11 protein-coding genes are annotated in these 12,603 nt (G+C 71.7%); 1 reads left to right on the top strand and 10 read right to left on the bottom strand.

Annotated features, from left to right (window positions below; translation table 11 throughout):
- Nucleotides 1-26 precede the first annotated feature (26 nt).
- From AB0C46_RS19285 to AB0C46_RS19255, 7 genes are all read right to left on the bottom strand, one after another.
- Nucleotides 27-2,051 (bottom strand): APC family permease, encoded by a 2,025-nt coding sequence (locus AB0C46_RS19285; RefSeq protein ID WP_362829029.1) that lies wholly within the window; start codon nucleotides 2,049-2,051, stop codon nucleotides 27-29.
- A 304-nt stretch (nucleotides 2,052-2,355) separates the two neighbouring features.
- Nucleotides 2,356-2,760 carry an RDD family protein gene (locus tag AB0C46_RS19280; protein WP_362829028.1) on the bottom strand — a complete coding sequence of 135 codons (405 nt, stop codon included), beginning with the start codon at nucleotides 2,758-2,760 and terminating at the stop codon, nucleotides 2,356-2,358.
- Nucleotides 2,761-3,085: 325 nt separating this feature from the next.
- Nucleotides 3,086-4,030, bottom strand: a complete 945-nt coding sequence (locus AB0C46_RS19275) for an oxidoreductase (RefSeq protein WP_362829027.1) — start codon at nucleotides 4,028-4,030, stop codon at nucleotides 3,086-3,088.
- A gap of 123 nt (nucleotides 4,031-4,153) precedes the next feature.
- Nucleotides 4,154-4,291, bottom strand: a complete 138-nt coding sequence (locus tag AB0C46_RS19270) for a hypothetical protein (RefSeq protein ID WP_362829026.1) — start codon at nucleotides 4,289-4,291, stop codon at nucleotides 4,154-4,156.
- 79 nt (nucleotides 4,292-4,370) lie between these two features.
- Nucleotides 4,371-4,820: a nitrite reductase small subunit NirD gene (gene nirD, locus AB0C46_RS19265; protein WP_362829025.1), complete on the bottom strand. Its 450-nt coding sequence runs from the start codon at nucleotides 4,818-4,820 to the stop codon at nucleotides 4,371-4,373.
- Nucleotides 4,820-7,471: a nitrite reductase large subunit NirB gene (gene nirB, locus AB0C46_RS19260; RefSeq protein WP_362829023.1), complete on the bottom strand. Its 2,652-nt coding sequence runs from the start codon at nucleotides 7,469-7,471 to the stop codon at nucleotides 4,820-4,822. The genes nirD and nirB overlap by 1 nt, the downstream gene beginning before the upstream one ends.
- Before the next feature lie 184 nt (nucleotides 7,472-7,655).
- Nucleotides 7,656-9,647, bottom strand: coding sequence for a glycoside hydrolase (locus tag AB0C46_RS19255; protein WP_362829022.1), 1,992 nt, complete (start codon nucleotides 9,645-9,647; stop codon nucleotides 7,656-7,658).
- A gap of 393 nt (nucleotides 9,648-10,040) precedes the next feature.
- Here AB0C46_RS19255 and AB0C46_RS19250 point away from each other — a divergent pair, with 393 nt between their 5' ends.
- The gene (locus AB0C46_RS19250) at nucleotides 10,041-10,748 is read left to right on the top strand and encodes a hypothetical protein (protein ID WP_362829021.1); all 708 of its coding nucleotides are present in this window, start codon (nucleotides 10,041-10,043) and stop codon (nucleotides 10,746-10,748) included.
- A gap of 381 nt (nucleotides 10,749-11,129) precedes the next feature.
- On the opposite strand, the gene AB0C46_RS19245 is transcribed toward AB0C46_RS19250, so the two are convergent.
- The 3 genes from AB0C46_RS19245 to AB0C46_RS19235 all read right to left on the bottom strand — a co-directional run bounded on the left by AB0C46_RS19245 (nucleotide 11,130) and on the right by AB0C46_RS19235 (nucleotide 12,518).
- Nucleotides 11,130-11,807, bottom strand: coding sequence for a DUF899 family protein (locus AB0C46_RS19245; protein WP_362829020.1), 678 nt, complete (start codon nucleotides 11,805-11,807; stop codon nucleotides 11,130-11,132).
- Between the two features lie 225 nt (nucleotides 11,808-12,032).
- Nucleotides 12,033-12,320, bottom strand: coding sequence for a hypothetical protein (locus AB0C46_RS19240; RefSeq protein ID WP_362829019.1), 288 nt, complete (start codon nucleotides 12,318-12,320; stop codon nucleotides 12,033-12,035).
- 39 nt (nucleotides 12,321-12,359) lie between these two features.
- Nucleotides 12,360-12,518: a hypothetical protein gene (locus tag AB0C46_RS19235; RefSeq protein WP_362829018.1), complete on the bottom strand. Its 159-nt coding sequence runs from the start codon at nucleotides 12,516-12,518 to the stop codon at nucleotides 12,360-12,362.
- Nucleotides 12,519-12,603: the final 85 nt, after the last annotated feature.

Raw genomic sequence — 12,603 nt, 5'->3', positions numbered from 1 at the left:
TAGAGGCCGCCACCGGCGACGGGCCGTCACCACGTGCGAGCGGGCGCCGCCAGGCGGAACCGCAGTCGGCAGATCACCGCGTCGGTGTCCCGGCGGACGGCGTGCGCGACGACCGCGCCGCGCTGGTTCTGGAGCAGGCGCTGCCAGAGATGGGCGGGCTCGGCCTCCGGGATCAGCACGGTGATGCGGGTGCCGGGGTGACGGGCCGACACGTCGGTGACGTAGGCGGCGATCGGGCGGCCGAGGGAACGGGTGGCCGAGGGCAGTTCGAGGAGATCGACGCCGGGGTTCCAGAGTTCCCAGTCGCGGCGGAGGGCCTCGGTGGCCGGACGGTCCTCGGGGGTGTCGTGGGTGACGGTGACCGCCACCACCTCGTCGCCGAGGGACACCGCTGCGTTCAGGGCCTCGCCGGTGAGCCGGGAGAGGTGCGAGACGGGGACGACGACCAGGGAGCGGGCGCGGCGCGGGGGCTCGGGGAGGCGGCCCAGGCCCAGGCGTGCGCCGATCCGGGCGTAGGCGCGGTGTACCGCCTCCAGGGCCAGGACGAGGAGGGGCAGGGCGATGACGATCAGCCAGGCGCCCTCGGTGAACTTGGTGGCGGTGACGACGAGCGCCGAGACGGCGGTGAGCAGGGCGCCGGCACCGTTCAGCAGGGCCTTGCCGCGCCACCCGGGGGAGCGTTCGCGCCGCCAGTGCCGGACCATGCCGACCTGGCAGAGGGTGAAGCCGACGAAGACGCCGATGGCGAAGAGCGGGACGAGGGTGTTGACGTCCCCGCCGGAGAAGACCAGGAGGCCCGCGGCGACGGCGGCCAGCGCCAGCACACCGTGGCGGTGCACCTGGCGGTCCGCCTTGAGGCCGAAGACGTGCGGGAGGTGGTTGTCCCGGGCCAGCAGGCCCATCAGGACGGGCAGGCCGCCGAAGGAGGTGTTCGCGGCGAGGGCCAGCAGCACCATGGTGGCGAACTGGACGACGTAGAACGCCGCGTTGTGGCCGAACGAGGCGTCCGCGAGCTGGGCGAGGACGGTGACACCCTCGACGGGCTGGAGGTGGAAGCGGCCGATCAGGACGGACAGCCCGATCAGCATCACACCGAGCAGGACGCCGAGCGCGACCTCGGTGCGCTGCGCACGCCGGGCCGCCGGGGCCCGGAAGGACGGCACGGCGTTGGCGACCGCCTCGACCCCGGTCAGCGCCGAGCAGCCGGACGCGAACGCCTTGAGCAGCAGGAGGGCGCCGACCGCGGTGGCGTTGTCGGCGAGGACGGAGGCGTGTCCGTCGGCCGTGGTGGTGGCGGCGGGGGCGGCGCGGAAGAGCCCGACGGCGACCATCGTCAGAACGGCGCCGACGAAGACGGCGGTGGGGAGGAGGAAAGCCTTCGCCGAGTCGACGATGCCGCGCAGGTTGATGGCGGTGATGAGGACGAGGACGGCCAGGCAGATCCCCACCCGGTCGTCGTAGAGGGCGGGGAAGGCCGAGGTCAGGGCCGCGACGCCGGCCGTCACCGAGACGGCGACGTTCAGGACGTAGTCGAGGATGAGGGAGGCGGCGGCGAACAGGGCGGTACGGCGGCCGAGGTGGGTCTTGGCCACTGCGTAGGAGCCGCCGCCGTTGGGAAACGCCGCGATCACCTGACGGTACGAGGCGACGAGGACGGCGAGCAGGGCGGCGATGGCGAGGGTGACGGGGAGCGTGAAACCGAGGCCGTGGCTGCCTGCCGCGGCCAGGACCAGGACGATCGACTCGGGGCCGTAGGCCACGGATGCCATGGCGTCGAGCGAGAGGGCGGCCAGGCCCTGGAGGGCGGTGAGCCGGTGACGGGCGTCGGGCTCGGAAACCGCGGCGCCGCCGCCGGGCCCGTTGGCGGGGGTGTGGTCAGCGCCGGAGGCGGTGTCGGTGTCGGAGGCGGTGTCGGTGTCGGTACGGGTATCGGAGCCGGGGCCGGAGCCGAGGCCGGGGGCGCCCGGCCGGGTGGTGGTGACGGCGGCGGTGGCGGTGGCGGTATCCGGCGGTTCCTCCGGCCGGCCATCGGACTGGGAAAGCTGCGGCATCGTTCGTCGTACCTCCGTGCGCACCGTGCGGGACCAGGTCAGCGTGCGGGGCGCGACGGCCGCCGTCCGCGGACCTTGGCGGTCCCTTGGCGGACGACGGCCCGTTCTTCACGGGTTCTTGACGCGGGGGAATGCCGTCAACTGCTCCCTCCGGGCGTCGGTGGGACAGGGCAGTCACCAGAGCCGGTGGGGGCGGTGCGGCTGGGGGCCGTGGGCCGCAGCGCGCCGGCGCGGCTCAGACTGCCCGCCGTCCGCACCCGCCGTCTGCCACCCGCCGTCTGCCACCCGCCGCACTCCGGCTCGCTCAGCGGCGGTACGCCGGAGTGAGTGCCTGCAGGTCCTGGTAGCGGACCAGTCGGACCCCGCAGAAGTCATCGGGGTCGTCCTCCATGTTGAAGAAGGCGGCGATGATCCAGACCACCAGGAAGAGGTAGCCGCCCAGCCAGCGGCGGAACAGCCGGGGAAGGCGCGGGCGGCTGGCGTCCGTTTCGCGGATGACACGCGTACGGACGGCGAACTTGCCGAGGCTTGCGCCGGCGATGCGGGTCAGCAGGACGTGGTTGAGGAACGACAGCCCGAAGCCCGCGCCGGCGACGGCGTAGAAGGTCTGCAGGGCGGGCAGAGCGGAGTGGCCGGCGGAACGCAGGGCGACGAAGGCGGCGGCCAGGGCCAGCAGTCCGTCGAGGAGAATCGCCCCGAACCGGCGCATGGTGTCCGCCTCTTCGGGGATGCGCGGAGCCGCGGCGTACGGAGGGTACGGAGCGTGCGGGTGTTGCGGAGCCGGCTGCGGTGGATACGGGTGCGGCGGTCCCGGGTACGGCTGCTGCGGGGGAGCTGGGTGCTGTGGTCCCTGGTATGGGTGCGGCGCCCCCTGATACGGCTGCTGGGGAGCCTGCTGCGGCGCTCCCTGATACGGCTGCTGGGGATACGGGTGCGGCTGGTAGGGCTGTTGGGGCGGCGGGCCCTGCGGAGAAGGCTGCTGTGGAGGGAAAGGTCGCTCGTACACAGGTCCGGATCATTCCATGCCGTGCGGGTCAGAACGCCGCAGCGGGCCGGGAGAAGTCGTAGCGGACACCGGTGAGTTGTTCCGAGGCGGCCCACAGGCGCTCGCCGTTCGCGTCCTTCTTGGTCCAGGGGGCGCGGAAGGACTGGGCGGGGGCGCCGCGCAGTCCGCTGCGCGGGCCGATGAAGGAGTCCGGCCGCATGTGCGGGGCGGTGGCCGCGCAGAGGGTGCCCAGGGCGCCGCCGTCCGGGGACTGGGCGATGAGGCGGTTGCCCAGCTCGATGGCCCGCTCGGCGGAGCTGCGGCCCTCCATCCGGACGCCCGTGGTCTGCAGATTGGTGGACGCGTATCCGGGGTGCGCGGCGGCCGCGACGACCTGCGAACCGGCCGCGGCCAGCCGCCGGGCCAGCTCGTGGACGAAGAGGAGGTTGGCGCTCTTGGAGCGGGCGTAGGCGATCCAGCGGCGGTAGGAGTGCGCGCTGTTGAGGTCGCTGTGGTCGAGGTCGGCGAGGGCGTGCAGCATGCTGGAGACGGTGACGACCCGGGCGCCGGGGGTGGCGAGAAGCTTGGGCAGCAGCAGCCCGGTCAGCGCGAAGTGGCCGAGGTGGTTGGTGCCGAACTGCATCTCGAAGCCGTCGGCGGTGGTGCGGTACGGCAGGGCCATCACGCCCGCGTTGTTGATGAGCAGATCGAGACGGTCGCCGTCGAAGTCGTCGAGGGCGGCGGCGAAGTCCCGTACGGAGGACAGATCGGCCAAGTCGAGCGGCCGGAACTCGGCCTCGGCGGTGGGGACTTCGGAGCGCAGCCGGTCCAGGGCGGCGATCCCGCGCGTCTCGTTGCGGCAGGCCAGCAGTACGCGGGCGCCCTGGCGGGCCAGTTCACGTGCGGTGACATAGCCGATGCCGCTGTTCGCGCCCGTGACGACCGCCGAGCGGCCCGTCTGGTCGGGGATGTGGCTGGTGTTCCACCTGGTCACGCCTGCACTCCTCCGTAGGGGGCAACCAGGTTACGCCGCGCGGTGGGACGGATGGGGCCGGAGGGGCGGAGGTGAGGGGCGCGGCGCGCCGGACACCGTCCGCCACCGCCGCACCGGCCGTGGTCACTCCCCTTCGGCGAGGCGCTTGATCGCCGAGAGGCGGGTGTCCCAGGCGGCGGCCACCCGGTCCATCCACCGGGCGGTGCCCCCCAGCCGCTCCGGTATGACCCGGTAGCGGGCCTCCCTGCCCTCCTCCGCCACGGCGTCCGCGCCCGCGTCGGGGCCCGCGCCCGCGTCGGGGCCCGCGCCCGCGTCCCTCTCCGGCCCGGCTCCGGCCGGGTCAGATCCCGCTCTCCCCGCCCCGGGCCTCCGCGCCCCGGACGTTCTCCACGCCCCGGACGTTCTCCACACTCCGTACGCGATACGCCGGGACCGAGACCGACGGATCGTCCAGGCAGCTCCCCGACGCCAGATCGAAACGCTGCTTGAGCAGGGGTGATGCCACGAATGGGCGGCCGTCGGCGGAGCCGGTCAGGCCGCGGGAGAGGACCTGGGCGCCGGTGAACGGGTCGCGGTTGGCGATCGCATAGGTCTGCCCGGCGCGGTCGATGAAGAGCGCGGCCTGGGTGCCGTCCGGGAGGAGGGCGGCGACACCGCGCCCCGGGGTGAGGTCGTCCCGTGTGCAGACCGCGACCCAGCCCTGCGGGCAGCGGATCTCGACCGTGGCGGCCGTGGTGGAGACCTCAAGGTCTCCCTCGGTGTGGGTGAGCGTGGCGGTGGCGGTGGTCATCAGACGGAGGTCCCTTCCAGGGTGCGAACGGGCAGGGTCGGGCCGGCCAGCAGCGTCAGGTCCGGCTTGACCTGGTCGCGCTCCGGCACGAAGCGGACGGACGGGTCGGGCGCGTCGGGCGCGTTGACGAAGGAGACGAAGCGGGCCAGCCGCTCGGGGTCGGCGAGGGTCTCGGCCCATTCGTCGCGGTAGTGGGTGACATGGGCGGCCATCAGGGCCTCCAACTCGTCGCACAGCCCCAGGGAGTCATGGACGACGACGTCCCGGACGTGGTCGAGGCCGCCCTCGATCCGCTCCAGCCAGGCGGAGGTGCGCTCCAGCCGGTCCGCGGTGCGGATGTAGAACATCAGGAACCGGTCGATCAGCCGGATCAGTTCGGCGTCGCTCAGGTCCTGGGCGAGCAGATCGGCGTGGCGCGGATCGGCGCCCCCGTTGCCGCCCACGTACAGGTTCCAGCCGTTGGAGGTGGCGATGACGCCGAAGTCCTTGCCGCGGGCCTCCGCGCACTCCCGGGCGCAGCCGGAGACCGCGGACTTCAGCTTGTGCGGGGAACGCAGCCCCCGGTAGCGCAGCTCCAGTTCGATGGCCATACGGACCGAGTCCTGCACGCCGTAGCGGCACCAGGTCTGCCCCACACACGACTTCACGGTGCGCAGCGCCTTGCCGTATGCGTGCCCCGACTCGAAGCCCGCGTCCACCAGCCGGGCCCACACCTGCGGGAGCTGGTCGACCCGGGCGCCGAACAGATCGATCCGCTGGCCACCGGTGATCTTGGTGTAGAGGCCGAAGTCGCGGGCCACCTCGCCGATCACGATCAGCTTGTCCGGGGTGATCTCCCCGCCGGGGATGCGCGGCACGATCGAGTACGAGCCGTTGCGCTGGAGGTTGGCGAGGAAGTGGTCGTTGGTGTCCTGGAGGGCGGCCTGTTCCCCGTCGAGGACATAGCCGTCGGCGCCGACGCTGGGGGCGAGGGAGGCGATGATCGAGCCGACGGTGGGCTTGCAGATCTCGCAGCCGTCGCCGTTCCTGGCCTCCGGCCGGCCGTGCGAGTCCAGCAGCTCGGCGAAGGTCGTCAGCCGCAGGGTGCGGACGATCTCGTAGAGCTCGGCGCGGGTGTGCGGGAAGCAGCCGCACAGCCCGGTGTCGATGGTGGCGCCGTTCGCGGCCAGCTCGTCGTTCATCACGGCGGTCAGCGACTTGACGCAACTGCCGCAGCCGGTACCGGCCTTGGTGCACTTCTTGATCTCGGGGAGGGTGCCGCAGGAGTGCTCGGTGACCGCCGCCCGGACCGTCCCCTTGGTTACGTTGTGGCAGTTGCACAGCACCGCACTGTCCGGCAGCGCGGACGGGCCGAGCGCGGCCCCGCCCTCGGCCGCGGCGGGCAGCACCAGCTGCTCGGGCGGCACCGGGGGAACGCTGCCGGTCAGCGGGCGCAGCATGCCGTACGCCTCGGCGTCGCCGACCAGTACCCCGCCCAGCAGCTCGCCCGCGGCGCCGATCACCAGCTTCTTGTAGACGCCGCTGCGGGCGTCGGAGTAGACCACGTCCAGACAGCCGTCGGCGGTGCCGTGGGCGTCGCCGAACGACGCGACGTCCACCCCGAGCAGCTTGAGCTTGGTGGACAGGTCCGCGCCGGTGAAGCCTTCGGCCGCTCCGGTGCCGGCGCCGAGTGCGTCGGCGAGGGTGCCGGCGACCGTGCGGGCCATGTCGTAGCCCGGCGCGACCAGTCCGTAGACCCGGCCGTCGGCGGCCAGGGCGCATTCGCCGATCGCGTACACGGCGGGGTCGGCGGTGCGGCACCGCTCGTCGACGACGATGCCGCCGCGTTCGCCGACCGGCAGCCCGCAGTCCCGGGCGAGCTGGTCGCGGGGCCGGACACCGGCCGAGAAGACGACCAGATCGGTCGCGATACGGGAGTCGTCCGACAGGCCCATGGCGGTCACCGCACCGGCCCCGTCCGCGACGATCTCCTTGCCGCCGACGCCGGTGTGCACCTCCAGGCCCATCTCCTCGACGGTACGGCGCAGCGCGCGGCCGCCGCCCTCGTCGACCTGCAGGGCCATCAGCCGCGGACTGAACTCCACGATGTGGGTGCGCAGCCCCAGCCCCTTCAGCGCCCCGGCCGCCTCCAGACCGAGCAGCCCGCCGCCGACCACCACACCGGTGCGGGCGTTCTTGGCGTACTCCTCGATGGCCAGCAGGTCCTCGATGGTGCGGTAGACGAAACAGCCCGCACTGTCCTTGCCGGGCACCGGCGGGACGAACGGGTAGGAGCCGGTGGCCAGCACCAGGGTGTCGTAGCGGACGGTCAGACCGGAGCGGGCGGTGACCGTGCGGGCCGTGCGGTCGACGGCCGTGGCGGGGTCGCCGAGGTGCAGTTCGATGCCGTGGCGGGCCATGAAGTCCGGATCGACCAGGCTCAGGTCGTCGGGGGTGCGGCCGGCGAAGTACGACGTCAGCTGGACGCGGTCGTAGGCCGGGCGGGGCTCCTCGCACAGCACGACCACCCGGGTCCGCCCGGTGACGCCGCGGCCGGCCAGCTCCTCCAGGAAGCGCTGGCCGACCATGCCGTGGCCGACGAGGACAAGGGTGGGGGTGGTGCCAGGCGCGGCGGCTGGCGTGGCTTCCGGGTGCGGCGGCATCGAGGTCATGTTCCTCAGCCTGCGGTCCGGCTGTTACCCGCCCGCATCTGCTCTGTTTCCCGGGCGGAACGCTGCCCTCAGTGGCGGGCGGGCCGCCGTGTGAGGGCGGGCCCGCCGGGTGCGGGCCCGCCCAGGCTGCCCGCTCAGGCTGCCCGCCCCGACTGTCCGGCCCGCCCCCCGCCTGGCCTTCCGGTCAGCCGTTCAGCTGCGCCGGGCACAGCCGCCGCGGCTGCTGGTCGGTGCGCAGCTTCGCGTCGACACAGCCGCCCGCCAGACCGCCGTGGGCCCGGCTGCCGAAGTTGGCGGTGACGGTCAGCGCGCCGTCGCCGAAGACCGTGCGCTGCACGCTGCGGTCACCGGTCAGCCACCGGAACGAGGTCAGCTGCTCGGCGCCGGCCGCGCGGTGCAGCGGCGAGAAGTACTTCTGCAGCGCGGCCAGCTCGGGCCCCTTCTTGTCCAGCGTCGGCCCGTCGAGGACGTAGTTGAGCGGGGTGTTGTAGAGCATCGCCAGCAGCGCCCGGTTGGTCTTCTGCTCCGGCAGCTTCTCGTACGACAGCTCCCAGCGCTCGGCGTTGACCAGCGAGCCGTGCAGCGCGGTCTCGTAGAGGGGGACGCGGTACTTCGGGTCGTACATGGCCGTGGCCACCTCGGCGGGCAGCTTCACCGGCTTGAAGAAGGCGCCCGGGGCCTTCTCCGGGAGGTAGCCGCCCCACGTCTTCTTGTCGCGCTCCAGCTTCCACAGGCCGTCGGCGGTCGGGGTGCCCGAGCCGTGGTCGTAGGCCAGCACCTGGTTGGCCCAGGGCTGGGCGGACTCCGATCCGAGAACGAGGTTCTCCGACAGCCGCCGCATCCGGGCGAGCCGCATCTCGCGGTCGCCCGCCTTGGTCATCTCATGGCCCTTGCCGTGGTCGCGGAACACCTCACCCGTCGCATCCACATCGAGGAAGTAGCTGTCCGCGCCGTTGGCGACCATCTTGCGGGTGCGGTCGGCGAGATAGTGCTTGCCCGGTTCGGCCTTCTCGAAGGCGCGGGAGCTGAGATAGCAGCCGCGGTTCCCGAACCCGGTCTCCGGGGTGCCGTCCGCCTTCCGTATACAGAAGTCCGGGTAGACCCGGTCCGGCCAGGCCGAGGTGGGGCTGTCGGCGGTCTTCGGGTCCTGCCCGTTGGCGAAGGTGTCGTACGGCCCGACGAGATAGCCCGCCTTCTTGGCGGCCCGTACCGCCGCGGCGTTCATCGGGTTCGGACCGGCGTCGTAACCGAGCCACATCCGGTCCACGCCCAGCCGCTTCAGCTTGTCGACCCCGGCGGCGGTACGGGCCTCGCCCCACCCATAGGCGTGGAAGGCGCCGAGCAGCTTGCCGGTGGCCGGGCTCCGCCGGATCTTCTTGCGCAGACTGCCGAGCTGTCCGTGCTGGGAGAGGTAGGAGCGGTAGTCGGCGGCGGGGGCGACCGGGTTGCCGTCGGTCAGTGCGAAGGAGACCTCGTAGTCACGGGTGCCCTCACCGGCGTCGAAGGCATGCGCGGCCGTGGCGCGCAGCCGCCCTCCGGTGGAGGCGAAGCGCAGCGAGGTGCCGATGTCGGTGGGGGTGAGATAGCTGACCCCGGCCCGGCCCATGGAGTAACCCCACAGCGGGAGTGCCAGGCCCTCGCCCATGTCGACGGTGCTGCCGGCCAGTCCGCCCTTCTCCACGCCGGCGTTCCAGAACGCGTCCCGCACGGGCACGTCCAGGCCCTCGCCGCGCGGCAGTTGCAGGGCGGAAGCGGCCCGGTCGGTACCGGTCACCGGCCAGCTGACCTTCCCGTCGCGGTCCGCCCGCAGCTTGATCCGCAGCCGCCCGCGCTCCGAACTGGCCGTGACCTTCAGCCCCTTGGCGGGGTAGCTCCAGCGCGCCCCGCCGGCCGTCCGCGTCACCGGCCCCGGCTTGCCGAGCCCGTCGCCCGCCGGAGCGGACAGCACCAGCCGCCGCCCGTCCGCGGTGCGCCCGTCCACCGCCAGTGAGGCGGTGTCGACGACGGCCGTACCGCCGGCGACGGGCAGTTCGAGCCGGCTGCCCTCCAGCGTGCCGGCGGCGGCACTGTCACAGCCGGCCACCCCGAAGGTGGTCGCGGTCAGTGCGAGGGAGGCGGCGAGCACACGGGTCGTACGGCGGTGTCGCCGCGTGGTCCTGGGGAGGTGGGAATACATAGGGAAGTGAATAGTCAGCGGGGTTAAGAGAGTTCTAAGAGCCCGCCGTCGAGCTGCTCGACTGGCTTTCTCCTGGTGACAGCCGGCCGAGGGCCGTTTCCGGTGCTCGCCGCCGCCCGGTGCGCGCCGGGGGGCCTCACGGATCAGGCCGCGACGCCACATGAGCGTGGTGTGAGCCGATCGTGAGCGATGTGGCCGAGCCTTGTCATGTGCCGGTCGCGGTGGCAATCCGATTCTGCTGCGTGGCCGGCGGCACTCCGTTCCCAGAGGGTTCGGAGCTGATGCACACCTCGCTCACAACGGGCTCCGCCTTGCCTGGACGGCCTCGCCCGGACTGGCGAACGGAATCGCAGACGCAATTCGCACTTCAGGCAGAAGGTAAGGGAAGCAAAAATGAGCAGCAGAATACGCAGCCGGCGGTTGAAGGCGGCCGCGGCGGGAGCAGCGGGCGTCATGGCGGCGCTGTGCCTGACCATCACCCCGGCGCAGGCAGACTCGCCTGGCGGCGGCGGCAGCCTGATGCCGGACTCCGGGGTCGGGTCCGTCCCCGAGAGCACCGACGACTGGTCCACTCGCGAGGGGCTCGCCAAGTACCTCTCCGGGTGCGGTGAGTCGTGCACCTTCGTGCCCCTCGAAAAGGTCGGGGAGCCGACGTACGGCACGCCGACGAGGGTGGGGAACGCCAGCCAGAACTGCTCCCCCTCCGAAACGGCTGCACCAAAGTACGAGGAGGCCGAGACCATCAGCGAAACGCTCACCATCGGCCTGTCGATCGACGGCATCTCCGCGGTGACGCCGAAGATCGAGCAGAGCTGGATGAAGTCGAACACCGTGAGCAATGCGCTCACGGGCACCCTGGCCCCTTATCAAACTGGCTGGTTCGAGGAGGTTCCCGTCACTCAGAAGGCGAAGGGGACCTGGAAGATCGACGGCGTCAGTGAGACCAACCCCTTCGGTGCGGCGAACAAGTACACCGCCGTTGGGCCGCGCGAATTCCATGACGTCGAGTCGGACATCACTTACAAGATCATCCGGTTCAACACCAAAAACCTGACCGAAGACGAAAAGAAGAACCTGTGCGGCAAGGACGGCCCGGTCTAATTCAGTTGGCGCGTGGAGTGTGGTGACCACCGAAACGCCGTGAGCTGCCCGGAACGGGACGAGGGCCTTCTGGCTCGGTGCGGATTGCGAGATCTGCACCCGGAGACCAGAAGGCCCTCACTGCCTCCGCAACCCCCTTGCCGTACTGCCGGCCGAGGCCACGGTGCGGCGGCGTCACGTCGCCATGAAGCATCGGCGATACGGGGTCCTCGTATGACGGCCAACGCTCTCGCACCTCGCCGTCATGCCAACACGCGGACAGCGAAGGGTGATTCGTTTTAACAGCGCCCGTCTCAGAGCAAGGTGGGGGAGAGGGCTGCCGGCTCGGGTCCATGGGCCGCTGCGGCGGGTCGGTGTCCGCAGGGCGCACCGGACCAACACCTAATAGCGCAGCGCCGGGAACCAGTCGCCGCGCCCCCCGGGCGTGAGGTCGAGCAGGTGCCACACCGGCGTGAGCAGGTCGATACCGCGCTCGTCGATGTCGTCGGACATACGGGGGTGCACCGAGTAGACGTGGCGCACCGCCCCGGTGTCGTCGCGGCTGAACACCGACACCGTCGAGTCCTGGATGCCTTCGGCGTCCTCGCTGCCCAGGTCGTATTTGAAGGTGCCGGCCCCGGCACTGAGCAGGCGCAGGTTCGTCCACTGCCGGTCGCGGGCGTACGCACGCAGCACCGGCAGCTCGGCCGCGGCGACGACCGCGAAGTCGACGTTCTGCGTGACGTGGTCGACGATCCCGTTGAACCCGTCGATCCACATCGTGCACATCGGACAGGCCTGCTCCTGCTGCTTGCCGTACATGAAGTGGTAGACGATCAGGTCACGGCCGGGCTCGCTGAACAGTTCGCTGAGCCGCACGGTCCGCGCCGGGGCGTCCCCGGCGTGCAGATCCGCGGGACCTTCCTCGAAGACGTAGTCGTCGACGACCGGTCCCGGCGGCAGCCCCCGCCGCATCGCGGCGACCTGTTCGCGATGGCGCATCAGCTCGATCTCGGCGTGCCGCAGCTCCTCGCGGGCGTCGGCGTACTCGGTCGACTCCCCGGTGAGACGGGTTTGCATCGCCACCTCCTGGACGACTGCCGGCCCGGGACGGCGTCCGCCGCGCAGCTGCTGCCCCCGGGCCCCTGTCTGCTCTGTCCACCACCGTCTGCTCTGTCCACCATTGTCGGCTCGTGCGCGGAGCCTCGCCAGGCGGACGGTGGGAGGGGGAGCGTTCCGGAGGGACTGCGGGGGACCGCGCCCCTTGAGGGCGCCGTCCCGGACGCGTCCGCGGAGCCGGACGGCTCAGTCGAGCCACTGGGAGGCGAGCCCGGCGAGGTACGAGAGCGACAGGGCTGTGGTGGCGATCTGCAGCCCTGCCGTTCCTCCGGTCCAGTAAGTGAGGACGGCCATGGCGGAGGCCACCCACACGCTCGTACACCAGCCGCAGCTGACCAGGTAGGAGGGCTTGGAGTCATCGCCGAACCGGTCGGCGACCCAGGTGCGGAAGCCCGCCGCGAGAGTGTCCTTCGTGAGGAACCTGGTGAGGCGGCATGTGGCGCCGAGGGACAGCAAAAACTCCGGAAGGCTCATGAAATCCACCCTGTCCACGAGAATGCCCTGGGCGATCCGTCACTGGTTGATGATGAGGATGGTGCCGATGCCGCCCGCTCGTTGGTTGGCTGCATCGGCCTCTTGCCACGTGTAGTAGTGGCGGACCGTGCCGTCAGGCAGCGTCAGTTGGTAGATGGTGACGGCCCGAGGGGTACCGCCGCCGCAATTGCAGCCCATGTTCCGCTCCTTCGGTGACTTTTCGCGATGAGGGGCAATTGGTGGTCCGGCGGGCACCGTCGCGTCTTCGGGCCTGTCCTTGCGG

It is taken from the genome of Streptomyces sp. NPDC048637 (genome assembly GCF_040650675.1).
GTDB lineage: Bacteria > Actinomycetota > Actinomycetes > Streptomycetales > Streptomycetaceae > Streptomyces.
The sequence above is the reverse complement of the archived record's forward strand: the minus strand, read 5'-3'. Positions and strand labels throughout refer to the sequence as shown.

Excerpts from the sequence above, each read along its gene's own strand:
- AB0C46_RS19285 (WP_362829029.1), bottom strand. The coding sequence starts at position 2,051 with ATGCCGCAGCTTTCCCAGTCCGATGGCCGGCCGGAGGAACCGCCGGAT.
- AB0C46_RS19280 (WP_362829028.1), bottom strand. The coding sequence starts at position 2,760 with ATGCGCCGGTTCGGGGCGATTCTCCTCGACGGACTGCTGGCCCTGGCC.
- nirD (WP_362829025.1), bottom strand. The coding sequence starts at position 4,820 with ATGACCACCGCCACCGCCACGCTCACCCACACCGAGGGAGACCTTGAG.
- nirB (WP_362829023.1), bottom strand. The coding sequence starts at position 7,471 with ATGACCTCGATGCCGCCGCACCCGGAAGCCACGCCAGCCGCCGCGCCT.
- AB0C46_RS19255 (WP_362829022.1), bottom strand. The coding sequence starts at position 9,647 with ATGTATTCCCACCTCCCCAGGACCACGCGGCGACACCGCCGTACGACC.
- AB0C46_RS19250 (WP_362829021.1), top strand. The coding sequence starts at position 10,041 with ATGAGCAGCAGAATACGCAGCCGGCGGTTGAAGGCGGCCGCGGCGGGA.
- AB0C46_RS19245 (WP_362829020.1), bottom strand. The coding sequence starts at position 11,807 with ATGCAAACCCGTCTCACCGGGGAGTCGACCGAGTACGCCGACGCCCGC.
- AB0C46_RS19240 (WP_362829019.1), bottom strand. The coding sequence starts at position 12,320 with ATGAGCCTTCCGGAGTTTTTGCTGTCCCTCGGCGCCACATGCCGCCTC.
- AB0C46_RS19235 (WP_362829018.1), bottom strand. The coding sequence starts at position 12,518 with ATGGGCTGCAATTGCGGCGGCGGTACCCCTCGGGCCGTCACCATCTAC.